Here is a 24,727-nt window from a genome sequence, read left to right as displayed (position 1 = left end):
GCGCTAACGGAGGAATCTCCTTGTTTGATGTAAAGTTACTTCGAAACGATTTGGCAGCTGTACAAGCTGCGATGCAGAACCGTGGTAAGCAGATTGAAGAGCTAAGCGGTTTCACTGCATTAGATTTAAAACGCAGAGAGCTTCTGCAAGAAACTGAGCAGCTCAAAAATCGCCGCAACACCGTTTCCCAAGAGGTGGCGGTACGCAAGCGGTCCGGCGAGAATGCCGATGAGCTGATTCAAGAAATGAAAGTGGTCGGAGACCGCATTAAAGAGCTGGATGACGAGATTCGCGTGCTGGACGAGTCCTTGCAACAAGTGCTCCTCTCCATCCCGAATATGCCCCATCCTAGCGTCCCTGTAGGCCGATCCGAAGAAGAGAATGTAGAATTGCGCCGTGTTGGCGAAATTCCGCAATTCGATTTCGAAGTGAAGCCACACTGGGAAGTAGCGCAAGAGCTGGGCATCCTTGATTTCGAAGCGGCGGCGAAGGTAACGGGTTCGCGTTTCGTTTTCTACAAAGGGCTCGGCGCAAGACTAGAGCGTGCCCTAATCAACTTCATGATGGACCTGCACAGCGATGAGCATGGCTATGAGGAAATGCTGCCGCCGTATATCGTTAACCGCGATAGTTTAACGGGTACCGGTCAGCTTCCGAAGTTTGAGGAAGATGTTTTCAAAGTGGAGAATTCGGAGTATTTCCTAATTCCTACGGCAGAAGTGCCGGTTACGAACTACCACCGGGAAGATATTTTGACAACCGAGCAGCTGCCTGTTAATTTCGTCGCTTTCAGCGCTTGTTTCCGCTCGGAAGCCGGGTCAGCCGGAAGAGACACACGCGGCTTGATCAGACAGCATCAATTTAACAAAATTGAGCTCGTTAAAATCGTTAAGCCCGAAGACTCCTATGATGAGCTGGAGAAGCTCACAGGGCACGCTGAGCGCGTTTTACAGCTGTTGAAGCTCCCTTACCGGGTATTATCCCTATGTACGGGTGATATTGGCTTCACGTCGGCCAAAACGTTTGACTTGGAAGTATGGCTTCCAAACAGCGGCGCATACCGTGAAATCTCATCTTGCAGCAACTTCGAGGATTTCCAAGCCCGCAGAGCGAACATTCGTTTCCGCAGGGACGCTAAGGCGAAACCGGAATTCGTACATACCCTGAATGGTTCAGGCTTGGCGCTCGGACGCACCGTTGCGGCGATTCTCGAGAATTATCAGCAAGCTGACGGCTCGATCAAGGTGCCTGAAGTTCTTATTCCTTACATGAACAACGTAAAAGTAATCGCGAAAAAATAGTACTTGCGTATTATCGGGATTATGTGATACAATGCTTTTTGTCACTGCACAAGGTTGTCTCCTCTACAGGGGACACCTATCGTGGAGAGGTGGTCGAGTGGTTTAAGGCAGCGGTCTTGAAAACCGCCGAGGTGCAAGCCTCCGTGGGTTCGAATCCCACCCTCTCCGTAACCATGGTAATACCCCCAATAGTTTAACTACATGGGGCATAAAGCGCTGAAACGCACTGGACTGTTGAATACACGGTCTGGTGCGTTTTTTATTTGTTCCGCAAGTTGCTAATGACAACAATAGTCCGCTATTTACACCAATGGCGGCGATTTGAACTGTACCGCAGTTGTTGTTTTTTTACATGGATAAAAGCCGGGCGCCTTCCGCATTTTAAACAATGTGGAGGTGTTACCTATGAGCAATGAGAAGCTGACAATCGATCAAGCGGAATTGGTACAAGAGTGGGCAAATGTTCTCCCTACGACCTTGCAGCCTACCGATCAGGCACGCGTATGGGCCGATGAAGCCGATGCTCAGACCGTTAGGGTTCATATTGAAGCGGGAGGGCACTCGGGTTACAACTTCGATTTTAAAGTCAATTACGTGGATGCCAGAGAGGTTAATGTGGAACTGATGGACGTGCAGCAGGGCACTACTCACATTGATGAAACCGGTGATGTCGTTCAAAATTTGGTGGATGACTATGTTCGCCACATTCATGAATGCGCACAAGTCTTGCACAGAGTTACACACGCTTAAACTGCGGAGGGGAGTTCAATCACATGACAAAGCAAAAAGCTCCGGATAAAAATTTGCAAAATGTTGCCAAAGATTTCGAAGCGGCTCCTGTGAACAGTCATCATGCTCAGCAGGTGCAGCAGCAAGTAAATGATCATAGACATCAAGATGCTCTGAATCATAAAGGAAACTAGAGAGGAATGATGATGATGAAGCCAGATGCTTATGGAGTAGCGGATCCGTCTCAAAACCAATCAACCCGGAATAACCAGGGCAAACAGCAGCAGGATCCTCTTTCGGGATCGAAGAAAGTGAAGAACCGTAACCATTCGAGGAATAATGGGCATGGCGAAGGAGCGGGGCACGGTCATTAAAAATTGTTCTCCGGACAATGTTTAAAGATCGCCAAGCCGGACATACTATATCTTGTCGGTGAGCAGAGAGGTGTGGTTCCGTTGGAGTATTCCGCGAAACAAAAACCGTTGCAAAGAGGACTTTCATACCTGTTATAATCAGGCTGGAGGGGATGTGCCAAAGACACGTACCGTGTTTTATAAGCAGATTTTCCTAAAGGTTTATGTGTAACATGTTTAAAAGAAACCCAAAAAACACCGACAAAAAAAGAACCCCTTAAAAAGGGTTCTTTTTTTCGTCTGGCGAATAAGGAGCTGAAGTCGGCTCTGCCTGAGTAGGTCCCATTTTCCGATAAAGTAGCAATTTGATGCCGCCGCCGATGAGAATTACAGCTACGATTAGCGTTTGTCCGAAATTGTTTATCCAGTACAAGTAATTATTCGGGAACATCTGATATAGAAACTGGACAATGACTTCCTTAAATACGTAGTAGCCGCCGAGCAGGATAAGGACAAAGCCGATGGATCGGTGGTGCGCAGCCCAGTTTTCGACGATCGGTTTATCTATGAGCGAACCGTTCTCATATTTCGAGATGCTCTGTAAGGCATCGAAGAAGCTAAAAAACCACAGAATCGGGATCAGGAAGAAGAAAAGGGACAGCCGCAGCACATCCAGCACATAAATGGAGAACAAGAAAATCGCCATCAATTGAATGCCTCTTTTATTCATCGACAGATACAAGTGTGCGGCACCTGGGAAAATAGCGATAATTGTCGCCAAGGTCCGGTTCTTGCGACCGTTATCATCGCCTAGATGAAAGTCATCGAAGAGACTGCGATCCGTAAGCTCGAAGCCCGCTTGTTTGCGCTCTTGCTGCTTTAACGCATCGAACATCGTATAAAACCATAAGACCGGCATAGCTAAGAGAAAAGCAACGAAGCTGTTATTATGGGTCATCATGGTGATGAAAAAGACGAGAACGGCAACCCCGAAGAAGGATACCATCGCGGTCAATCCGCGCTGCATAAGACCCAGTTGGAAATGGCCGAGACCAGGGACGAAGGAGAGCAGCATGACCCTCGTTCTTTCTTGTTGTGCGGCAGCATGAGCGGCATAAGGGTTTGGCTCCCAAGCGGACGTGTGCATATAAGGGTCACCTCCGTAAGGCGCTCCCTGCGGCCCGTAATAAGGCTGAGGGCGCAGCAGGAAGATGATCATATCCACCATATTCGCGATCCCTACGAGGGCTGCGAAGAGGAGAAGGAGAATCAGGGATTTATCATGCGCATGGAAAACAGCGACGCCAACGAAAAGGAGAAATAAGGGACCAAAGAACCCTGCTCCGTAAAGTACGGCGCGAAAGATTCGATTCATATAGAGATGACCCGCTCCGGGGATGAAGGACAACAGGAAAGCGACGAGGCTGCTTTTGTTTGGCATTTAAGTTGTAAACCTCCTTGTGGTTTATTTGTTCTGCAGAGTATCCAGCCAACTTAGCGTTCTATTTAATAGTTTATCCGAGATCGGTTGATCGATTTTTAATTCGGAAGGAGGAGCGGGTTGCAGCGCGCTTCGAGGTCCCAACTCCTGCGATAATCCGTGAAAAAAGCCGGTAGCCGCCAGAATCAGCGTCGCCGCCGCCGCAATCCCGTAATGCAGCATCGTAGAGCGGTTCCGGGAACGTTTGGTTCCTATCGTACGTGTGAGTATGGCATCTACATACTTGTGCTCCTCGACATCCATAAGGGGCAGCGCCGCCGTCATTTGCTCCATACAGATCATATACAGCGCCAAGCAATCATCACATCCGTATAGATGTTGTTCCATTTCACTTAATTCATTCGGTGGCAGCTGCTCATTGATATATTGGCTCCAGGCTTGTTCATCATAGTGTTTCACAAGAAATCCTCCTCCTTCCAGTTGTTGCGAAGCCACTGCTTGGCCCTGTACAGCTTGGATTCGATCGTTTTCACCGTCACCCCGTGGGCATTAGCAATATCTTGGTACGATTGATGATGAATATAATAGGCCGTTAATACTTCGTGGTAATTGGCGGGAATTTGGTGAAGTTTCCGGCGAACGAGCTCGGTGGTCTCCTTCGTCAGCACCTCATGTTCCACACCATTTGAAGAGAACGGATGAGTCCCCGAGGTCTGGCCTTCTTGGATCGGAACTTCCATCTCTGCAGTCATATCTTCCCTTCGCCTGTTGGCCGATCGTTTGAAGTCAATAGCCCGGTTCACCGCAATGCGGGTCATCCAGGTTTTAAGCCCTTTCATCTGGTACTGGGGGAGGGAGAAGAAAATTCGGGACCAGACATCCTGCGATATATCCTCGGCATCCTTCGTATGGCGTACGATGGCATAAATGGTTTGGAACAAGTATTGACGATAAGTCGCAACAAGTTCCCGGAATGCCGCCTCATCACCATTCAATATGCGTGTTACAAGCTCTTGTTCCTGAATGTGCTTCTCCTCCTCTCCGCATGAATAGACGCAGGCGACGATGCCCAACCCTGCACTTCAGGCAAAAGAAAAGAACGAATCGTTACGATCCGCTCTTCTATCAGTTAAAGCGCAGCGGTAGAGCTGCTGGACTTGACCGCGGACATCTTAGGCGTACTTCGTACGAACCATTGAGACAACAGAGCGCTGATCACACCAAGGACGCCTAGCACGATAAAGCCTTGATTCAAAGAGAACCAATCCCCGATCACGCCCATCAGCACAGGGCCAACGAACATCCCCAATCCATAGATCGCTTGGAAAAAGCCCATCGCCGTCGCCCGCTTTTCGGCAGGCATATGTTTAATACTCATTCCCATGAGCAGTGTAAAAGAAAGTCCCCGTCCAAAGCCGGCAAAAGCCTGCGTTATCATAAGCACCCATAAATGATGCGTAAAAGGGATCGTAAAGGTAAATACCCCCATGAGAATAAAGCCCCAAACAACCATTCGTTTCTCTCCGTATTTGGCTGCCCATTTGCGTCCGCCGAATAAGGAAGCCAGTGCAACAGGCACATTGGCAAATAACGAAAGCATGGATAGCGAGAACTTATCGGCGCCTAACGATGTGGCGTATACGGGAGTAAACCCGAAGACCGTAGCGAAGATCAGCACCTGCGACAAAATGGCAAGCAAGGACACGAAGAGGAGCGTACGGTCTGTGGCGACGTCTCCTATCCCCCGCAGCGTAATTTTCGGCGCATCGGGCTCTATTTTTTCGATCAAAAAGAAAGAACCGACGAATCCGAGCAGCCCCAGCAGCGCTCCTAAAATGAAAGCTGCCTCCCAGCCGAGCGAGTCTGCCGCCCATCCGGCCGATAGAATGCCGAGCACCTGGCCTAAGGAGTTGAAAAAGGAGATCGTACCGATCGCTTTCGTGGACTCCTCATGCTTATAGTAGCTCGTGAACAAGACGGTGAAGTCGACCCATGTTGCCGCGGCTGCCCCCGCCAAAGCCCGGAGAATCAGAATCCACGTGAAATCGTGGGTGATATAGAGGCCGAGTCCGCCAATGGCTGTAAAAAACAACCCGAATGTAATAAAAAGCTTCCGTTTATGAAAGCGGTCCGACATGATGCCTACGGGAATGCGCAGCAGCATTTGGGAAATCCCATACATGCCAACGATCCATCCCGCCAGTTGGTGATTCCCGCCAAGGAACTCCACATAAGGCGCCATGATGGGAACGCTCGTATACATGGACATCCAGAACAGCAGCGTAACTGCGCAAAATAAAGGAATGCGATAAGAGCTTGGAATTTTGTTAATTGTCACGGGGTGCTCCTTTCCTACCTAATCTACCGTTTATTATAGAACATCGTCTGTAGCAAGGCTATGACAGGATGGTTGCAAAATAAGGCAGCGCGCGGCACCTCCTTCTTTTTTGCGCGGCGGATCATCCCTTTTTCACGCAAAAATACGGACTCTGTTGTACTTTGTACAATGCAGAAGCGGTTTTTTCCTCTCCATCGTCATCTTCATTGCACAAAGTACACTTATTTTGACCTCTGTACTTCGAAAACCACTCCTCCCCCTCCAAAACGTTGTACATAGTACAATGAAGATGAGCGTTATGGCTGGATTTCAGTCATTTTATTGCACAAAGTACAACATAGGATGTGCTATTGTCTAAGACCCTCCCCCTCCGAGAACCCCTGTCCACTTGTTGAGATCCTCCCTCTTTTTGGTTGTTAATATCGTCTGAAAAAGGCCTTACTTGTGCTCATGTTGATAGTGCTGATTTGTTTACCGGGATATGTGGATAGTCTATTCACATGTGGATAGACTATAAAAAGTTTGCAACTGGAGGAATTACCTATATGCGGCGGGAACTATTTTAGTCGAACGGATAAGCATCACGAAGACTTAGCGGAGATCAACGGAGTTTTACCGATAAATAAGAAGAAGACGGCTTCTGTTAGATCAGTTGCCGTCTTTTTTCGTCCAGAGCATTCTATTTGTGAACGATGGCACGATTTACTCTGTGCCATTTACGAGTATTAATAAGTCCGTAGGCGTAACGTCAAGGTATGCGCAAAGTTTCGCTAGAAGCTCACGCGGATAGCGTTCCATTTCATCATTAATATAGTTGACGAACGGATTCGGATCGGTAATCGATATCTTGTGCGACTTGACGTATGGACAGGTTACGAGCGTCTATAAGTGGTTTTAAATTAGAACGGATAGTCAATGAATTGGGGGCGCTGCATTCATAACGTATCAACCTCTGGGAATATTGTTCGAACGTATATTCGTAATTATACGCGTAGTGTGGGCGAAGGGCAAGCGATAAAAGCGACGACGTCGTCGTATGAAAGTGCCTAAAGTGACTGATGTCATTACCTATAATTACCGTCTCAACAGAGTAAAGGCAACACGTCTAATTACCATAGAGCGCGAAAAGTTAACTAATGAGGAGACTTAGTATGAGCAATCAGATGATTAACAAAATACGTTAGAATTTAGCGTCAAAGAAATGGAAGACATTCAAGATGTGTTTTTCGATTATGAGGAACGATTAGTTGCACTCGGTTATGACGGGGAATTATATTACATATTATTAGACAAAGAGTTCTTAAAGGACTAAATATAAAATAAACGCCAGTCGCAGCGGAATCACTCCGTTACACTGACGTTTATTTTTCGTTATATTAATTTGGATTATATTCGTTAACTTCGAACGTTTCAATTTTATCGAACGCGACATAATCTTTGCGGCTGATAAACTTCGCAAGGTTATACGTTTTATTAAACGTGTATATTTCCGATCCAGTACCTGTCGCACGTCCATTATACCACGCGATAAACGCGTTAACGTCCGTCATAGGGAGATCATACTCCTTTTCGAGTCCGCTAGTTAACGTGACAACGAGTAGGGCTCGTCCGGCTGTTACGGGTGCCGTTGGAGTCGCGGATGCAACATTACTTTTTACGGATTCATTACCGGCAGTATCTACCGCACTTATTTGAAACGTATATAGCGTACCATTCGTTAGATTTGTAACAAGAAAGTTATTTGTTGCTACTGTAGTAAGGAGAATTCCGTCTTTATATATCTTGTAACTCGAAATGTCGGGTTCCGCATTAGCTGTCCATGATAAACTTACTTGAGTATTGCCAGCAGTTGCATTAAGTCCGAGTGGTGCTATTGGCGGCGTAGTGTCGACTGGAATAGCTAATGTACCGTAGACGTTAAATTCAAAAACATCGTCTTCTTGCCCATAATTTCTACTCACAAGAGCTACATAGCGGACACCTTGTTTTTTTGTGGAAAGAGTAAGTAATCGGCCATCAGTTGTGTGACCACTGTCTATGTAGTTTCCTAAGTAGCTACCATCACTTTTAAAAAGCATCATCGAGACGTTTGTACCTAAAGATGACTTTAAACGGAATGACGTCAACTCAGCATCCGCGTCCAATTTGTAAAGAACCATGCTTTTATTAATTCCATAGCCCATAATTCTATTTAGTGTTGATTCGTTGTTATCCGTCAGCAATGTAGTTGATTCGGAAGCAGCGTTATACTTTGCTTCTTTCACAACGTATCCTACTACAGGCTCCTCAAGATCTGAGGTGTTCATAACCTTCCCTGGTTTCCCATCAAGTAGACCGCCCGTGTAGTTAGTTGCCGCTTTAGCACTTACTACAGGTAATAACAATGAAATTACTAAAAGAAAAATTGCAATTCTCAATCTGTTTTTCAAAGTAAATTCCACCTTTTTCTAAAAATAAGTTACTCGGTGAATTTTACGTTATTAAACATAATATGTCTAAACATTTACAGTAAAATAATATAATATATGTATTTTATTAGTTAATTTCACGTAGCTCGTACATACTACGCGCGAAGCAAAGTCGCCAATCCTCACGATTTCCCCGCATTATTCGCGTATAATGCCGCCATTTTCGAGGTTACCGCACGCACTCATTGTGACGGTCGCCTGCGATAATGCGGCCGCGAAGAGTTCAAAGCGTAGTGCCTCGAGTATACGAAAACCGCCGTCTGCAATCAGAAGTAGGCATGTCCTATCGCGAAACCCAGCAAACGTGCTTGTATCAATTGCCGCAAGTAACTGTTTAAGCTGATCCGGACTGAGCGTCGCTTACTCTTTGTGATCAAAGCACGGCTGTTTAACGTTCTTGACTGGATTGATATGAACTTCTTTTCACGTGCCAAAAACAAAAAGTTAAATATGGTCCTCAAATCTCGCAGCTGAAACGCAATAGTGTAAGGCGACAAGTTGGGAGCGTCCTCTATATCGCGTCTAAGCTTAGTGCTCATAAATCTAACGTAATCGCGGACAACTTCGGTTGTGATCGCGCCAATATCCACTAGTTGTGGACAAGTTTGACCGATCCATTCGCGAAAATAACCCCAGTATAATACATAACTCCCCAACGTTCTCTCGCGCATGCCCTCCGCCTTCTTAGCAACATCAAAACAAATGGAACGCACTTTCAAGACCATACGAAGGCACTACGTCCACATTTCGGCATCCACTAGCGATTGATTTACCTTTCCGCGGATCAACATTACTCATAACGAAAACCCCCTTACGTTATTCCGTAAAGGGTCACATGAAACGGGTATTTAAACGGTGAATTTCCGGCATATAGTTCCGCAAATTTTCGTGTACAGACTGTATGCCTTACGTTCTCCTTCCGCTGAGCTCAATGTTAGCTAAACGTTGACCTACCGCGGATTTCTAAGCAAACGCGCCCGAGATGATTCGAACATCCGGCCTACAGTTTAGGAAACTGTTGCTCTATCCTGCTGAGCTACGGGCGCATAGCAAGGATTATGATAGCACGAAGCCTTGTGCGGTGCAACCTTTTGGGCGGCAGCGTGTAAATCTAGTGCCGCTAAAAAATATTCTCGCGGGAGCGCCTACTCCTTCCCCCGCAGCTTGCGGAAAAACTGCGTCAGCATAGTAGCGCACTCCGCCTGCAGCACGCCGCTGACCACATCGACCCGGTGATTGAACCGGTCCTCCTGCAGCAGGTTCATCAGCGTTCCCGCGCAGCCGGCTTTGGGATCGGTCGTACCGTAGATCACCTGCGGAACCCGCGCTTGGACGATGGCTCCCGCACACATCGGACAAGGCTCCAGCGTGACGTAGAGCTTGCAATCGAGCAAACGCCAAGCTTGCAGGTGCTCGCTAGCCTGCTTAATGGCAATCATTTCAGCATGAGCCAGAGGATCCAGCGTGGTTTCGCGAAGATTGTAGCCGCGGCCGATAATTTGACCTTGATGGACAACAACGGCGCCGATGGGCACCTCGCGAATGGCTTCGGCTTTGCGTGCTTCTTCAATAGCTGCTTTCATCCAGAGAATATGTTCATTATGCTCATTATGTTCATCCACAGGGGGACACCTCGCTAAAAATAATCTTATCCACATGTGTACAAAGAATCGAACAAATATTCGTTGTTAACAACCTGTGGATAACAATGTGTATAACTTAAAAAGTTGTGGATATGTAATTCTTTTAACATTCATACAACAAATACAATCCGTATGCAAGGGATTTAGTTGATAATAAGATCAGCCATCCGTATAATGAGAGATAACGTAGGTCTTTTAGACCATAAAGAACGAGATATGTATAAATTTCATTTGCAGGGTTCGATAATGGCAAACTTGCCGAAAGGCAAGGACGCAAAGCTGAGGGTCTACCGTTCCATGGAACTATGACAGCCTGGTTACCGAAAATCGATGCTTTTTTGGGTTGAGGTAATAGGCTGTTCCCGCGGTAAAGGGGCAGTCTATTTTTTATATACGGAGCACGGAGGAAGGTGTTGATGAACAAAATGGCGAGCAGGCAGAAAGCTATGAAGTTTTACGGCAGCAAAGAAGGGTACGATGCTGAAGTCATGATTGAAAGCAAGGCGATGCTGAGCAAGGACGATTTCGTAGCCACAGGCGTGCTTACTTATGCGCTCGGCGATATTATCGAGGTGGAGCTGCCGGAATATGATAATTTTGCGCTGGGCGATAAATGTAAAATGACCGTGTATACGAGGTCCGGGCTGTTTGTCATGGAGACAACGGTCGTGGCCAAGGAGCAGGGCTCTCTCATTGTCCTGAATCCGCCTGAAAACCGCAGGAAGTTTACGGAGAAAAGGGAGTTCCCTCGCGTGGATGTGAAGAATGAGGGGCTGCTTTTCGGACTTCAAGACAAAAATAAGCGAAATAAGCATCAATTCGATGATCCAATCCGGTTCTCTATCAAAAATATATCCGTCAACGGCCTAGGTTTCACAATCAATGAGAATGCTATGCTTGAAAAGGTCATACAAAAGCATTCCCAGCTTGAAGTGGAGTTGATTTTGGGCTTTTTGGTGCCATGTACAATGGAAATTGTCCGGCAGGAAAAAACGAATGAAGGCTATTACTACGGGGCAAGCTTTACCGCCATACCGGAACAGAAAACGAACGCGCTGCGCGGCTTTATTTTAAAAAATCAGATCGAAACCTACTTCGTCCAGAAGCGGGAAAATGAAACGAAAAAAGCGCTGGAAAAAAAGTCTGCGGCTAATCAGTAGCCTTCAGGCTTTTTTTTGCGTTCCAAGTACTATATAATAAGAAGGATGATTTTCGAAAATTAAGGAGTTGTAACTACAATGGCTTTGAAAGCAGGTATCGTCGGTCTACCGAACGTAGGAAAATCGACATTGTTTAATGCAATTACACAGGCGGGGGCAGAATCTGCGAACTATCCGTTCTGTACGATAGATCCGAATGTCGGGGTAGTTGAAGTACCGGACGAGAGATTGCACAAGCTGGTAGAGATGATTGTCCCTAAAAGCATTGTCCCGACAGCCTTTGAATTCGTTGATATTGCGGGTTTGGTAAAGGGTGCGAGCAAAGGCGAAGGGCTTGGAAATAAATTTTTGGCTCACATTCGTGAAGTGGATGCGATCGTGCATGTTGTCCGTTGTTTTGAGGATGATAATATTACCCACGTATCCGGTAAAGTGGATCCGATTGGCGATATCGAGACGATTAATCTCGAATTGATTTTGGCTGACATTGAATCCGTAGAGAAGAAGATCGAGCGCTCCCGCAAAAACCTGAAAGGCGGCGACAAGAAGGTTGTAGCCGAGGTTGAGTGTCTGGAACGCATCAAGGAAGCTCTCTATAACGATCTGCCGGCGCGCAGCATTGATTTAAGCGACGATGAGAAGCTGCTTGTACGCGATCTTCATTTGCTGACCATGAAGCCTGTGCTTTATGCGGCAAACGTGAGTGAAGATGAAGTGGCAACAGCGGATGAGAATCCGTTCGTCAAAATCGTTCAGGAGTACGCGGCGAAAGAAAACAACGAAGTTGTTTCGATCAGCGCGAAGGTAGAGTCCGAGATTGCTGAACTCGAGGACGAAGAAAAAGCGATGTTCCTGGAAGAGTTGGGACTTCAAGAGTCCGGCTTGAATAGATTGATTAAAGCAGCTTATCGCAAGCTTGGCTTATATACGTATTTTACGGCCGGGGTGCAGGAAGTAAGAGCTTGGACGATCCGCAAAGGAACGAAAGCTCCTCAAGCGGCTGGCGTGATTCACACGGATTTCGAGCGCGGATTTATTCGTGCCGAAGTTGTGTCTTATACGGATTTGGTAACGGCCGGCTCCATGAATGGCGCGAAGGAAAAAGGCCAAGTGCGCCTGGAAGGCAAAGAGTACGTGGTGAATGACGGCGACGTTATGCATTTCAGATTTAATGTGTAAACCATAAAAAATAAAGAAAGGAGTGATCCGTTATGTTGGATCGACTTCAGTCCATTGTGGACCGCTATGAGAAATTAAGCGAACTGCTGTGTGACCCGGATGTAACGAGTGACACGAAGAAGCTTAGAGAGTATTCGAAGGAACAATCTGATCTTCAGGAAGCCTACGATGCTTATAATGAATATAAGAGCGTGACCGAGCAGCTGGCAGACGCGAAAGCGATGCAGAACGAGAAGCTGGACGATGAAATGCGTGAAATGGTGAAAATGGAGATCGAAGAGCTAAGCGAACAGTCTGCTAATCTAGAAGAACAGCTTAGAGTGCTCATGATGCCAAAAGACCCGAATGACGATAAGAACGTCATCGTTGAAATTCGCGGAGCGGCAGGCGGCGATGAAGCTGCGCTGTTCGCAGGCGACTTGTACCGGATGTATACGCGTTATGCGGACGGGCAAGGGTGGAAAACGGAAATTCTCGATGCTTCCGTCAATGATTTGGGCGGGTTCAAAGAGATTATTTTCATGATTACGGGCAAAGGCGCTTATAGCAAGCTGAAGTTTGAGAGCGGAGCGCACCGTGTACAGCGTATTCCAGTAACAGAATCAGGCGGACGTATTCATACATCAACGTCCACGGTTGTTGTGATGCCGGAAGCGGAAGATGTTGAGATTGTCATTCATGATGCGGATATTCGCGTAGATACGTTCTGCTCCAGCGGAGCAGGCGGTCAGTCCGTTAACACGACGAAATCAGCGGTTCGCGTAACGCATGTGCCTACGGGCATCGTTGCGACGTGTCAGGACGGCAAATCGCAAAACTCCAATAAGGAGCAAGCGCTTCGCGTACTGCGCGCGCGGATTTCGGATAAGATGCGCGAGGAAGAGGAAGCGAAATACGCGGGCGAGCGCAAGAGCAAGGTTGGAACGGGAGACCGTTCGGAGCGAATTCGCACGTACAACTTCCCGCAAAGCCGGATTACGGATCACCGGATCGGCTTGACTTTGCATCGTTTGGAAACTGTTCTAAACGGGGATATGGCGGAGATTGTGTCCGCACTAACCATTGCTGCACAGTCCGATGCTTTAGATAAAGGGGAGCAGGCAATGTGATGCCGACTGCCTCGATGACGATTAGAGAAGCCTATGTAGAGGCTTCTTCTTTTTTAGGGAAGCTGGGCGTAGCGGAAGCAGCTTCCTGTGTGGAGCTTTTGCTGCAGCACCTGCTTGGCTGCAGCAGGACAGAACTGCTGTTCCGTTTCCAGGAACAGTTTCCGGTGGAGCTGGCGGATGCCTGGCGCCAGCTTGTAGAGAGGAAGGCCGCGGGCGAGCCGGTGCAGTACATTACCGGCGAGCAGGATTTTTACGGCCTTCCGTTTGCGGTGAGCCCGGCCGTGCTGATTCCGCGGCCGGAGACGGAGCTGCTCGTGGAAGCTTTGCTCCACGAGGGCTCGCGTCTGTTCCCGCAAGGTGCTCCGCTGCTTGCGGATGTGGGCACCGGGAGTGGCATCATCCCGGTGACCGTGGCTCACGCGCGCCCGGACTGGCGCGTGGCCGGCAGCGACATCTCCGCGGCAGCGCTGGAGATGGCCCGCTCGAACGCGCAGCGGCACGGCGTGGCTGCGCGGGTGGAGTGGCTCGAGGGCGACCTCCTCGAGCCCTATATCAAGCGCCGGATCGCTCCGGATATACTGGTGTCCAACCCACCGTATATTCCTGATGGCGAGCTCCCGGCGCTGATGCCGGAGGTGCGGCTGTTCGAGCCGCACACAGCTTTATTCGGCGGTGTCGAGGGACTCGACTTATACCGCCGGATGATTGGGCAGCTGCCGCTGCTGCCGCGAATCCCGACCGTGGTCGGGTTCGAGGTCGGCATCGGGCAGGCGGAGGCTGTCGCGGCGATGCTGCGGGCCGCCGCGGATTGGGAGCAGATCCGGTTCGTGCCGGATCTGCAGGGGATCGATCGCCATGTGATCGCGATCCGGGCGCTCCTATGATTCAGCTCAGGGAATCCCCGCTGCAACCGAGCCCGGCAAGCGACTCTATCAATCCTATCAAATTTAAATAGATTACTAGGTTTAGCCTCTCCTCTTTTTGCCTATACTGGCTAGTAGAAGCGAAAGGAAAGGGGCTTTTCCTTATGGTAAAAAGAACGGATCGTCATTCATTTAAACATTTATTATTCGTGGCTTTTGCACTTATTGTTATGATTACTAGTTGGGAATCCAATCGTACGAATGCGGCGGTGATTTCGCCTACGATACCGGAAGAATCTATTCGCCTGCGGATTCTAGCAAATTCGGACTCTGCGCAAGATCAGGCGCTAAAGCGTGAAATTCGAGATGCGATTATTGCGCGTATGCAGGATTGGGTTATTGGACCTCACTCACTGGATGAAGCGAGAGCGGTGGTAACGGCTCATTTACCGGAGTTCGATGCGCTTGTCGGGCAAATGATCGAAGCTCGGGGTTATACTTATACGCATACGGTTGAGCTTGGCAAAGTCCCTTTCCCTACCAAAATGTACGGTAACGAAGTGTATCCGGCAGGTGATTACGAAGCGCTTCGCGTCACGATTGGCAGCGGGGAAGGTCAGAACTGGTGGTGTGTGTTGTTTCCGCCGCTTTGCTTTGTGGACTCTGTTTCCGGAGAAGCTGTGGCGGCAGCGGCTGTCGTAGCCAAAACGGAGGGCCAAGAGAAGATCACAACTTCACCTTCGGCAACAGCCAAAGACAGTAAAGCAGCTCAGACAACGGTTAAGCAGGGTAAAGAAGCTAAGGCAAGCACAGCAGGCACATCAAGCACAAAAGAACAAGTGCAGCCCGCCGGCTCGCAGCCTGAAGTGAAGTTTTTTGTCTGGGAAATGATCAAGAAAGTGGTTGCCTGGTTTAGTTAATAAATTGAATTTAATTCGGAAGTAAGGATGATAGCTGGTGACAAAGTATTGGAAAGTGGATCCTGAGCAGGGAAGCGGTAGGGGTGGAGAATTGATGGAAGCGGCAGCGCTTCTGAGGAGCGGAGACACCGTCGCTTTCCCGACAGAAACGGTATACGGCCTTGGTGCTGACGCTACGAATACCTCAGCGGTTGAACGTATTTTCTCAGCCAAAGGACGGCCCTCCGATAATCCACTGATCGTTCATATCGCGGATACCCGGCAGCTCACAGGTTTGATCGAGCCTGCTTGCGTCACGCCCGATCATCGCAGTCTTATGGAAGCTTTCTGGCCGGGTCCTCTTACTATTGTGCTGCCTGTGAAACCAGGCGGCATTTCGCCGTTGGTGACGGCCGGTCTTACGACGGTAGGGATAAGAATACCTGATCATCCGGTAGCTCTGCAGCTGCTTCGTGAAGCGGAGCTTCCTATTGCGGCGCCAAGCGCCAATCGTTCAGGCAGACCGAGTCCGACACTGGCATCGCATGTCAGAGAAGACCTTGACGGTCGAATCGGAGGCATTGTGGACGGCGGAGGAACGGGTGTCGGAGTCGAATCGACGGTGATTCAGCTTGTTGAGGGCCAGCTGTATATACTGCGTCCTGGCGGTGTGACGGCGGAACAGCTGCAGTCCGCGCTGCCGGCTATTCAAATTCATGAGCCGGAACGGGAAGATGTGCAGGCTTCGGAGACGCCGCGTGCTCCGGGCATGAAGTATACGCATTACGCGCCGAAGGGGTACATGCATATCGTTTTTGGCGACGATGCAGAGGCAGTGTCTGCTTGGATTCAGGGTGACATTCATGCAGCCAAGGCAAGAGGGGAATCGACCGGTATCCTTACTTTTGAGGAAAGAGCTTCCCGCTTTGAAGCCGATTTGGTGATTGCCTGCGGATCGTTAGCTGAGCCGGAAACGATTGCCCAGGAGCTGTACGCTGCATTAAGAGAATTCGATCTGCAAGACATTCATTATATCGTCGCAGAGGGCTGTCCGGAAACGGGAATTGGTCAAGCGATCATGAATCGTCTGCGCAAAGCGGCAGGTCATCGGCTTGTACGCGTTTAGCTAGCATGATTCCCAGTTTGTCCGCATATCTTGGTTAAGAAAGCGGACAAGGGGGATCGTACTTATGCTCTTAAATGACGTTGACTTTGGGCAGATCATCACCATATTCATCATGGCGATTGCTCTGGGCTTGGATGCTTTTTCCTTGGGGATCGGCATCGGCATGAAGGGGATTCGCTTGATGGATATTTTGAAAATAAGCATTGTGATTGGTATTTTCCACATCATTATGCCGTTGATGGGCATGTTCATGGGGCAATATGTCTCGCACTTGCTAGGCAATGTCGCTACAGCGGCCGGCGGATGTTTGCTTATTCTTTTGGGCTCCCATATGGTGTACAGCTCGATTCGCGGGGAGGAAGCGACTTCTTTCGATCATAGATCGCTATGGGGTCTGACGATTTTCGCGCTTAGTGTCAGTATAGATTCGTTCTCTGTTGGGGTGTCTCTAGGGATGTTCGCGACGGATATTTTGCTTACGGTGCTTGTGTTTGGCTTGTTCGGCGCTTTGCTTTCCATAGCCGGATTATTGGTCGGAAGGCGGGTTAACGGTTGGGTTGGCGAGTATGGCGAGGCGTTTGGCGGACTTATTTTGCTCGCGTTTGGGATCAAGTTTTTGCTATGATACAATACAGGTAGAGAAGGCTCTGCCTTTAAAACTTTTAGGAGGAACTCATGTTGCGAATTCTATTTGTCTGTACAGGAAATACGTGCCGCAGTCCATTAGCTGAAGGTTTGCTGCGTATCAGGGTGCATCAAGAAGGACTTGCGGCGGAAGTTCGTTCAGCTGGGGTATCGGCGATGACGGGCGCTCCGATCTCCCTGAACAGTGCATCGCTCCTGCAAGAAGCGGGCTTCACGGAGTCCATTAGCTCGTTGGCGATTCAGGAGTCTGAAGTGAAGTGGGCAGATGTTATTTTGACGATGACGATGGGGCATAAACGCACGGTGATCCAGCGATTCCCGGCTGCAGTCGAGAAAACTTTTACGCTCAAAGAATATGTAGAGGATGACCATCATGTCCTGCAGGCGATTGAGGAAAGGGAAAAGCTTGTGACGGAAGTTCAGCTCAAGCAGGCTCTGTCGCAAACGGTGACGCTCGAAGAAAGAAATCGTATTTATACCCTTGAACATGCCATTCCGGATTACGATATTTCCGACCCGTACGGGGGTTCGCTAGAGGTTTACCGGCAAACGGCGAAGGAAATAGGCGGGAGTTTAGATAAATTAGTTGCAAAGCTTCGACAGAAAGAGGGCCCGCAGACTGGGAAATGATTTGCGGAATACGTCTTTACACCCGGAGCATAATACGATAAAATGTACCTATCAAGCAGGACTCAATGTAACTGGCGACGAGTGGGATCAACCACAGTGGAGCATTGAGCTATACGGCCGGTCGCCTGGGCAAAAGAGCAACGCGCTATTTCTAGCGTGTCCGCTCTTTTTTTCGTTTTCTGGTGGACTTTGGGATATAATAGGATGGTCGAATTCGAACAAGCAAAGGAGCGTTCTACTCATGAAAATTGCGTTAGGTGCGGATCATGCAGGCTATCGTTTGAAAGATGTTATCATTCCTTTTATTGAATCATTAGGTCATCAGGTTATAGATTATGGCTGCAGCTGTGCAGATTCGGTCGATTATCCGGATTATGCGCTGCAAGTTTGCGAGCAAGTGGTTTCCGGCGGAGCCGACAAAGGGATTCTCATCTGCGGAACGGGCATCGGCATGTCCATCGCTGCGAATAAGGTTCCGGGGATCCGTTGTGCCCTGGTGCATGATCTCTTTTCCGCCAAAGCGACACGGGAGCACAATGATACGAATGTCCTTGCTTTAGGTGAGCGTGTCATCGGACCGGGCGTTGCTGAGGAAATTGTAAAAATTTGGCTGGAGACGGAGTTTTCGCAAGGCGTCCGCCATCAAAACCGCATTAACAAAGTGCAAAGCATCGAAGATCGCTTCGCGATTCATCCATAGAGGGCGACCGCGATGACAGATTCCATACTTCACACGATTGCAGAAGGCTTGGAAACAAATCTTCGTGAGTTGGTCAAGGTGGGCAGTCTGCAGCCAGGTCATATTCTGGTTATCGGTACGAGCACAAGTGAAATTCTCGGGCACCGGATCGGCACTTCGGGGACGCTGGATGCGGCCCGGCCGATTTTTGAAACGGCGCAGCGTATAAGCCGCGAGTTCGGGCTGCACTTGGCTTTCCAATGCTGCGAGCATTTGAACCGTGCGCTTGTCATCGAGGAAGAGCTGCTGTTCAAGGCTCCTCAGCTTGAGCCCGTAGCGGTTATTCCGGTGCCCAAAGCTGGCGGTTCGATGGCCTCGTACGCGTACCGCCACTTCGCAAAGCCTGTCGTTGTCGAGACGATTCAGGCGCACGCCGGGATTGATATCGGCAGCACGTTGATCGGGATGCATTTGCGGCGGGTTGCCGTACCTGCAAGGCCCCCCGTGCGAAATATCGGTCATGCCTATGTGACCATGGCGTTTACACGGCCTAAACTGATTGGCGGCATAAGAGCCGTCTACTCGCCGGATGCTGCCGAACAGCTCTACCGGCAAGCCGCGCCGGATGCCGATTGCTAGGCGATATGTTTAGATAAATTATCCTTTAGGAGGAATTCCATATGACAAACTTTCTAAGCAAGCAAGATCCGAAAATCGTAGAAGCAATGAATCTGGAGCTTGGTCGTCAACGCGACAAAATCGAGCTTATCGCCTCGGAAAACATCGTTAGCCAAGCGGTTCTCGAAGCAATGGGCACGGTTCTGACAAACAAATACGCAGAAGGCTACCCGGGCAAAAGATACTACGGCGGCTGCGAATACGTAGACATCGTAGAAGATATCGCCCGCGACCGCGCGAAAGAGCTTTTCGGCGCAGAGCACGCGAACGTTCAACCGCATTCCGGAGCACAAGCGAACATGGCTGTTTACTTGGCAGCTCTTAACCCTGGCGACACAGTGCTTGGTATGAACCTGGCGCATGGCGGTCACTTAACGCACGGCAGCCCGGTGAATGCTTCCGGTATTCTTTACAACTTCGTAGCTTACGGCGTAAGCGAAAAAGATTTCCGCATCGACTATGACGATGTGCGCAAAGCGGCGTTCAAACATAAGCCTCGCATGCTCGTAGCAGGCGCGAGTGCTTACCCGCGCACGATTGATTTCGAAGCGCTGGCTTCCATCGCTAACGATGTAGGCGCTCTGTTCTTCGTCGATATGGCGCATATCGCCGGTCTGGTTGCAGCCGGCTTGCACCCGAACCCGGTGCCGCACGCACATTTCGTAACAACAACGACGCACAAAACGCTTCGCGGTCCACGCGGCGGTATGATTCTTACGCGCAAAGCTTGGGCGGCAGCCATTGATAAAGCTGTATTCCCTGGTTCCCAAGGCGGTCCTTTGATGCATACAATTGCAGCAAAAGCGGTATCCTTCGGCGAAGCTCTTCAACCGGAATTCAAAACATACGGTCAAAACGTCATCGACAATGCGCAAGCTTTGGCGGCTGCTCTGACAGCGGAAGGCATCAACCTTGTTTCCGGCGGTACAGACAACCACTTGATGCTGGTTGACCTGCGCAACCTGAACATCACAGGTAAAGATGCTGAGCACGTACTTGACGAGATCGGTATCACAGCGAACAAAAATGCGATTCCTTTCGATCCGACAAGCCCGTTCATCACTAGCGGTATCCGTCTAGGTACACCGGCTGTAACGTCCCGCGGCATGGGCATTGAAGCTATGCAAACGATCGCGAAAGTGATCGCACTGACGTTGAAAAGCCCGAAAGACGAAGCTGTGCTGGAGAAAGCTCGCGGCATGGTGAAAGATTTGACGGCGCAATATCCGTTGTACCCAGGTTTGACTTACTAATAAATACGAAGGGGCTGCCTCAGAGGGTCGTTAATGACCTTTTGAAGCAGCCCTTTTTTTATATTTTTGAGGCCGTCAGATGGGCAATTTTCGCATTAGCGTACCTCGTCTACACCGCCGCATGCTGCACTTTTTGCGACTCTTCCTTCAGACTTGGCAGGATGGAGGCCAGCATGCCGATGCCGAGGACGCCGGTCGCTAGAATGTACACGGCCATAGCGCCCGACGGCAGGAAGCCGCCGATGATCATGTTAAGGCCGCTGAGCATGATGGCGACCCGATTGGTCATGCTGCTCAGCGCCATATAGGAGCTGCGGGCATCATCCGGGACGAGCTGCACGAGGAGCGATTGCTTTAACGGCACATAGGTCAGCTCGCCGATTGTGGCAACGAGCATGAGCAGCAGCAGCAGGGCCGGCTGGTTGCCGAAAACCAAATACGTGTACCCAGCCACATTCAGGAACATGGCGAACAGCATGAAGCGATTGTCGGAGTTCCCTTTGAGCAGTCGGCCGACAAAAAGGGAAAGCAGGACAACGGCAATCGTATTCTCGGTACGCAGTACCCCCACCAGCGGCAGGCCGTCGATCGTCGCCGATAGACCGGGCAGCCATGGGGTTTGATGAATGTCTTGAGCGAGCCGGATGCCGATGTACCCGCTTAAATTCATCTCTACGGACACGACCAGCACACTGGAGAGCAGATAGATCAAGAATCTACGATCCTGAAGCACTATTTTATAGCGTTCGATCATGGTAATGCGTTTAGTTAAGGCTGGGGCCTGATTTTCACCCGTGTTTCCGTTTGCTGCGGGCATTGTTTCTTTCATGAATAAGGCGGTCACCAGAAGTGCGATGAGCGACATCCCGCCAGCAGCCAATAATAGCTCAAACAGATAGTCGCTGAAGAAATACCCGCCAATCATAGCGGCTACGGATATAGCGAGATTGTTGCTCCAATAGTTGATCCGGTAGATGGCTTTGCGCGTATCCGGTCCCGAGACATCAATCAGCATGGCCTCAACGGCCGGTTTGCTTAGTCCCCAGGAAGCGCTGCTGATTATTGTCATGACGAGCGTAAGCTCGGCCGAATGCCAGACAGGAGAATTGGCGAAGGTCATGATCGCGTAAGACAGCATGGCGACCCCTTCCCCGAACAGCATCAATTTTTTGCGTCCGACCCGGTCGGCGTAGTGCCCGCCAATGGTAGCGGTGACGAGAGCTACAATGATGGAAATCGTAGTGGCTGTGCCGGCCATCGTCGTACCGAGCGTACGGGCAAAATAAATCGACATGAACGGAATAACCATATTGCTGAGTATGTTGGTTAGAAAGCTAAGAGCAATGCGCAGTCGCACATTGGGATGGAATTGAAAGAATGTCATGCTGCATCACCTGTTTCATAGAGTCGTAAAGTCTTGGTGCTACCCATCATAACAAATGACCCTAGGTTAAAAAGTGTATAGAGCTTTGAAAAACTTTCACCTTTTATTCCCTCCAAAGGCTGTTGACGAATCGGTGAGGTGCCCCTATACTCTTGGTAATTCGTGTAAATGGAGGGGATTTTCATGCAGCTGGCTTTACAATATGCGCAGTTAAAAACATCAATAACGCGTGTTTTACAGATCCCCCACACGTATATGGACGTGCCCGTCTCGGTTGAAGAAATTGCCGGCTACCTTTACTGTACGGAACGAAACGTGAAAATTCTGATTCGCAAGATGAGCGAAATGGGCTGGATTGTTTGGACACCAGGGCGCGGCCGCGGGCACCGCTCGGCCATTCGGTTTCTGGTTGCCGCTGAAGATCTGCTGCTGGCGGAAGCGAAAGTGCTTGTCGAGCAGGGAAACTTGAACAGCGCGATGAGCTTATTTCATATGGAGGGTCTTGATGGGGGCGTCATTGACCGGTTCCTGGCTTGGCTGGGCAGTTACTTCGGCTACCGGGGCAACTGTGAGTCCGGTAACCCCGAGACGCTGAGGCTGCCCATGCAGTTCAGGGTATTGACGCTCGATCCCGTCGATATACTCTTCTCACGAGATCTCCACTTCGTGAAGCAGGCCTTCGACACGCTCCTCTATTACAATCCGCTCTGCGGCTGTCTGGAGCCGGGCCTCGCTCATGAGTGGGCTTGCAACGACAATGCGACCGTATGGACCTTTTATTTGCGAAAAAGGGTGCGATTCCATCATGGCCGCGAGATGACGGCAGACGATGTTGTCTTTTCATTCAACCGGCTGCGCTCGCTGGGTACGGAGTACTCGCCGAACCGTTGGCTGCTGAGGTCCGTCAGAGAGATTCGCGCTGTAGACCGGCTGACGGTCAGGTTGGAGCTGGATGCGCCGAATTATATGCTGCCTCACTATGTGAGCTCTTACCAGGCAGCGATTGTTCCCGCGGATGTTTATAGCGCTTCTAAGGTAGCGGATGCCAGTATGCTTCCCGTTGGAACGGGTCCTTTTCGAATTGCGAGGCATGATACGGGAGGCTTAACGTTAGAAGCGTTCGAGGATTACTATAAGGAGTGCGCCCATTTGGATCGCATCGAGCTTCTCTATGTGCCGGATAATGTCAGCGATCGAAGATGGCAGCAGCTGAACTTTCAAATGGGCAAGCTCAATCACTATAAACAGCCTGCCCCTGCGCATTGGTACAAAAAAGAAGTGATGATGCTGGGCTCCAGCACGCTCGTATTTAATTTTCGTAAAAAGGGTCCTCAACAAGAACTCAAATTTCGCCAAGCCATTCAGCTTATCCTGAACCGAAGCGGGTTGATCAAGGAATTAGGCCTTTATCATGCTAGACCTGCCGCCGATTTCCTGCCGCCAGAGTCGCCGACTGCAGAGCCGGAGGATCATCAGCCTGAGCGTGCGAGAGAGCTGTTGAGAGAGTGCGGATACGACGGCGAATCCATCACTATGATTTTTACACGGAAGAATCAGCCTCATGCGGAATGGATTCAATCCTGCTGCCGGGCTGTCGGGATTGGGGTTGTCCTGAAGGAGTATACCTTTGAACAAATGACCAAGGTTCCCCTGTTGTTAGAGGCCGACGTCATTATCGGCGGAGTTGTGGCAGATGACGATGAAGCGCGCTGTTTGATCGAAGTGTACAAAGTAGGCAATCTGGCGGTTCGTACGTATGCGACGGATGAGCAGCGTCTGGTTTTTGATGAAACAATCGCAGCCATCGAAGCAGAACCCGATGCGCAGGAACGTTTGCAGCGAATCCGTGGCATGCAGGATCTCATTTCTGACAACTACGCGGTCCTGTTTCTTTTGCATACGACCCAGCAATTGGTATACAGCCCTCATTTACAAGGGATTGCGTTCAATACGCTGGGCTGGTTTGATTTTAAAAACATCTGGTTTCGCTCTGATTCTATGGAAGAATAAGCGTATTTCAACACCGCTTGAGAGAAGATCTCCGGCGGTTTTTTATTTAAATAAGGAGATTCATGGTAGGTTTGGTTTTTCGGAGGATAAGTTGGATAACATATGATATAATGAACGAGGTTTGTCGTACCTTGACGCTAAATAGGTAAAATACATATAACAATGTGGTTTTTTAGGAGGAAATTATGGGGAAGTTATTTATTTGTGATCATCCGCTTATTCAGCATAAGCTTACCTTTATTCGGGATGAGAATACGAAAACGAAAGACTTTCGGGAGCTTGTGGACGAAGTAGCCACATTAATGGCTTATGAGATCACCAGAAATATTCAGCTTGAGCATGTTCAGGTGAAAACACCTGTTACAACAGCGGATTGCCGCATTATTTCCGGCAGAATGCTGGGACTCATTCCAATTTTGCGCGCAGGACTAGGGATGGTTGACGGTGTGCTTAAACTGATCCCGGCGGCAAAAGTGGGACATGTTGGCCTTTACCGTGATCCGGACACGCTGCAGCCTGTCGAATATTATGTGAAGCTGCCGACAGATGTGCAGGAGCGGGAACTGATCGTGATTGATCCGATGCTGGCTACCGGGGGATCCGCCAATATGGCCATTGAAGTCTTGAAACGCAGAGGATGCACCCAAATCAAGCTGATGTGCCTAATTGCGGCGCCGGAGGGAGTTAAAGCGGTTCAGCAAGAGCATCCTGACGTTGATATTTATGTAGCGGCCGTAGATGACTACTTGAACGATCACGGCTATATCGTACCCGGACTGGGAGATGCGGGAGATCGTCTGTTCGGCACGAAATAAAAGAGTTGTGACGATGGGGGAGAA

At 49.4% G+C, this 24,727-nt stretch carries 24 protein-coding genes, 2 tRNA genes, 1 pseudogene and 2 riboswitches; of the genes and pseudogenes, 18 read left to right on the top strand and 9 right to left on the bottom strand.

Features of this window, described 5'->3' with window-relative positions; translation table 11 throughout:
• Positions 1 to 20: 20 nt before the first annotated feature.
• The 5 genes from serS to AC3WRW_RS10065 all read left to right on the top strand — a co-directional run bounded on the left by serS (position 21) and on the right by AC3WRW_RS10065 (position 2,404).
• Positions 21 to 1,301, top strand: a complete 1,281-nt coding sequence (serS, locus tag AC3WRW_RS10085) for a serine--tRNA ligase (protein ID WP_492546187.1) — start codon at positions 21 to 23, stop codon at positions 1,299 to 1,301.
• A gap of 83 nt (positions 1,302 to 1,384) precedes the next feature.
• A tRNA-Ser gene (locus tag AC3WRW_RS10080) sits at positions 1,385 to 1,469 on the top strand.
• A gap of 237 nt (positions 1,470 to 1,706) precedes the next feature.
• Positions 1,707 to 2,051, top strand: a complete 345-nt coding sequence (locus tag AC3WRW_RS10075) for a hypothetical protein (RefSeq protein ID WP_492546186.1) — start codon at positions 1,707 to 1,709, stop codon at positions 2,049 to 2,051.
• A gap of 23 nt (positions 2,052 to 2,074) precedes the next feature.
• Complete coding sequence (locus AC3WRW_RS10070; protein WP_492546185.1) at positions 2,075 to 2,224, top strand: hypothetical protein; 150 nt, start codon at positions 2,075 to 2,077, stop codon at positions 2,222 to 2,224.
• 12 nt (positions 2,225 to 2,236) lie between these two features.
• On the top strand, positions 2,237 to 2,404 hold the full coding sequence (locus tag AC3WRW_RS10065; protein WP_492546184.1) for a small acid-soluble spore protein P: 168 nt from the start codon (positions 2,237 to 2,239) through the stop codon (positions 2,402 to 2,404).
• 256 nt (positions 2,405 to 2,660) lie between these two features.
• On the opposite strand, the gene AC3WRW_RS10060 is transcribed toward AC3WRW_RS10065, so the two are convergent.
• The 8 genes and pseudogenes from AC3WRW_RS10060 to tadA form a co-directional block, all read right to left on the bottom strand.
• The gene (locus tag AC3WRW_RS10060) at positions 2,661 to 3,824 is read right to left on the bottom strand and encodes a hypothetical protein (RefSeq protein WP_492546183.1); all 1,164 of its coding nucleotides are present in this window, start codon (positions 3,822 to 3,824) and stop codon (positions 2,661 to 2,663) included.
• Positions 3,825 to 3,848: 24 nt separating this feature from the next.
• Entirely contained in the window at positions 3,849 to 4,283 is a 435-nt protein-coding gene (locus AC3WRW_RS10055; protein WP_492546182.1) for an anti-sigma factor, read from the bottom strand.
• Entirely contained in the window at positions 4,280 to 4,819 is a 540-nt protein-coding gene (locus AC3WRW_RS10050) for a sigma-70 family RNA polymerase sigma factor (RefSeq protein WP_492546181.1), read from the bottom strand. The genes AC3WRW_RS10055 and AC3WRW_RS10050 overlap by 4 nt, the downstream gene beginning before the upstream one ends.
• Before the next feature lie 134 nt (positions 4,820 to 4,953).
• The gene (locus AC3WRW_RS10045; protein WP_492546180.1) at positions 4,954 to 6,162 is read right to left on the bottom strand and encodes an MFS transporter; all 1,209 of its coding nucleotides are present in this window, start codon (positions 6,160 to 6,162) and stop codon (positions 4,954 to 4,956) included.
• A 702-nt stretch (positions 6,163 to 6,864) separates the two neighbouring features.
• Positions 6,865 to 7,078, bottom strand: a pseudogene (locus AC3WRW_RS10040) (helix-turn-helix domain-containing protein).
• A 460-nt stretch (positions 7,079 to 7,538) separates the two neighbouring features.
• Positions 7,539 to 8,591, bottom strand: a complete 1,053-nt coding sequence (locus AC3WRW_RS10035) for a fibronectin type III domain-containing protein (protein WP_492546179.1) — start codon at positions 8,589 to 8,591, stop codon at positions 7,539 to 7,541.
• 1,011 nt (positions 8,592 to 9,602) lie between these two features.
• A tRNA-Arg gene (locus tag AC3WRW_RS10030) sits at positions 9,603 to 9,676 on the bottom strand.
• A gap of 99 nt (positions 9,677 to 9,775) precedes the next feature.
• Positions 9,776 to 10,252 carry a tRNA adenosine(34) deaminase TadA gene (tadA, locus tag AC3WRW_RS10025; RefSeq protein WP_492546178.1) on the bottom strand — a complete coding sequence of 159 codons (477 nt, stop codon included), beginning with the start codon at positions 10,250 to 10,252 and terminating at the stop codon, positions 9,776 to 9,778.
• Positions 10,253 to 10,511: 259 nt separating this feature from the next.
• A riboswitch (cyclic di-GMP riboswitch) is annotated at positions 10,512 to 10,598 on the top strand.
• A gap of 91 nt (positions 10,599 to 10,689) precedes the next feature.
• Between tadA and AC3WRW_RS10020 the strand changes: the two genes are divergently transcribed.
• From AC3WRW_RS10020 to glyA, 11 genes are all read left to right on the top strand, one after another.
• Positions 10,690 to 11,433 carry a PilZ domain-containing protein gene (locus AC3WRW_RS10020; RefSeq protein WP_492546177.1) on the top strand — a complete coding sequence of 248 codons (744 nt, stop codon included), beginning with the start codon at positions 10,690 to 10,692 and terminating at the stop codon, positions 11,431 to 11,433.
• 78 nt (positions 11,434 to 11,511) lie between these two features.
• The gene (gene ychF, locus AC3WRW_RS10015; RefSeq protein ID WP_492546176.1) at positions 11,512 to 12,612 is read left to right on the top strand and encodes a redox-regulated ATPase YchF; all 1,101 of its coding nucleotides are present in this window, start codon (positions 11,512 to 11,514) and stop codon (positions 12,610 to 12,612) included.
• Positions 12,613 to 12,644: 32 nt separating this feature from the next.
• Positions 12,645 to 13,721 carry a peptide chain release factor 1 gene (prfA, locus tag AC3WRW_RS10010; RefSeq protein WP_492546175.1) on the top strand — a complete coding sequence of 359 codons (1,077 nt, stop codon included), beginning with the start codon at positions 12,645 to 12,647 and terminating at the stop codon, positions 13,719 to 13,721.
• Positions 13,722 to 13,735: 14 nt separating this feature from the next.
• Positions 13,736 to 14,605: a peptide chain release factor N(5)-glutamine methyltransferase gene (gene prmC, locus AC3WRW_RS10005; protein WP_492546174.1), complete on the top strand. Its 870-nt coding sequence runs from the start codon at positions 13,736 to 13,738 to the stop codon at positions 14,603 to 14,605.
• A 143-nt stretch (positions 14,606 to 14,748) separates the two neighbouring features.
• A complete protein-coding gene (spoIIR, locus tag AC3WRW_RS10000) occupies positions 14,749 to 15,504 on the top strand; it encodes a stage II sporulation protein R (RefSeq protein ID WP_492546173.1) in 756 nt (251 codons plus the stop codon).
• A 94-nt stretch (positions 15,505 to 15,598) separates the two neighbouring features.
• Positions 15,599 to 16,609, top strand: a complete 1,011-nt coding sequence (locus tag AC3WRW_RS09995) for an L-threonylcarbamoyladenylate synthase (protein WP_492546196.1) — start codon at positions 15,599 to 15,601, stop codon at positions 16,607 to 16,609.
• Between the two features lie 64 nt (positions 16,610 to 16,673).
• Entirely contained in the window at positions 16,674 to 17,234 is a 561-nt protein-coding gene (locus tag AC3WRW_RS09990; RefSeq protein WP_492546172.1) for a manganese efflux pump MntP, read from the top strand.
• 50 nt (positions 17,235 to 17,284) lie between these two features.
• A complete protein-coding gene (locus AC3WRW_RS09985; protein ID WP_492546171.1) occupies positions 17,285 to 17,884 on the top strand; it encodes a low molecular weight protein arginine phosphatase in 600 nt (199 codons plus the stop codon).
• A gap of 57 nt (positions 17,885 to 17,941) precedes the next feature.
• A riboswitch (ZMP/ZTP riboswitch) is annotated at positions 17,942 to 18,022 on the top strand.
• 103 nt (positions 18,023 to 18,125) lie between these two features.
• Complete coding sequence (gene rpiB / locus AC3WRW_RS09980) at positions 18,126 to 18,584, top strand: ribose 5-phosphate isomerase B (RefSeq protein WP_171687239.1); 459 nt, start codon at positions 18,126 to 18,128, stop codon at positions 18,582 to 18,584.
• Between the two features lie 12 nt (positions 18,585 to 18,596).
• Positions 18,597 to 19,202, top strand: coding sequence for a TIGR01440 family protein (locus AC3WRW_RS09975; RefSeq protein ID WP_492546170.1), 606 nt, complete (start codon positions 18,597 to 18,599; stop codon positions 19,200 to 19,202).
• 41 nt (positions 19,203 to 19,243) lie between these two features.
• On the top strand, positions 19,244 to 20,494 hold the full coding sequence (gene glyA, locus AC3WRW_RS09970) for a serine hydroxymethyltransferase (RefSeq protein ID WP_492546169.1): 1,251 nt from the start codon (positions 19,244 to 19,246) through the stop codon (positions 20,492 to 20,494).
• Positions 20,495 to 20,603: 109 nt separating this feature from the next.
• Here the strand turns inward: glyA and AC3WRW_RS09965 are convergent, their stop codons facing one another.
• Entirely contained in the window at positions 20,604 to 21,878 is a 1,275-nt protein-coding gene (locus tag AC3WRW_RS09965; RefSeq protein WP_492546168.1) for an MFS transporter, read from the bottom strand.
• A gap of 183 nt (positions 21,879 to 22,061) precedes the next feature.
• Between AC3WRW_RS09965 and AC3WRW_RS09960 the strand changes: the two genes are divergently transcribed.
• Positions 22,062 to 23,888, top strand: coding sequence for an ABC transporter substrate-binding protein (locus tag AC3WRW_RS09960; RefSeq protein WP_492546167.1), 1,827 nt, complete (start codon positions 22,062 to 22,064; stop codon positions 23,886 to 23,888).
• A gap of 185 nt (positions 23,889 to 24,073) precedes the next feature.
• Positions 24,074 to 24,703: a uracil phosphoribosyltransferase gene (upp, locus tag AC3WRW_RS09955; RefSeq protein ID WP_492546166.1), complete on the top strand. Its 630-nt coding sequence runs from the start codon at positions 24,074 to 24,076 to the stop codon at positions 24,701 to 24,703.
• Positions 24,704 to 24,727: the final 24 nt, after the last annotated feature.

The organism is Paenibacillus sp. FW126-R14 (assembly GCF_058789495.1).
This window is presented reverse-complemented; position numbering and strand designations above follow the sequence as displayed.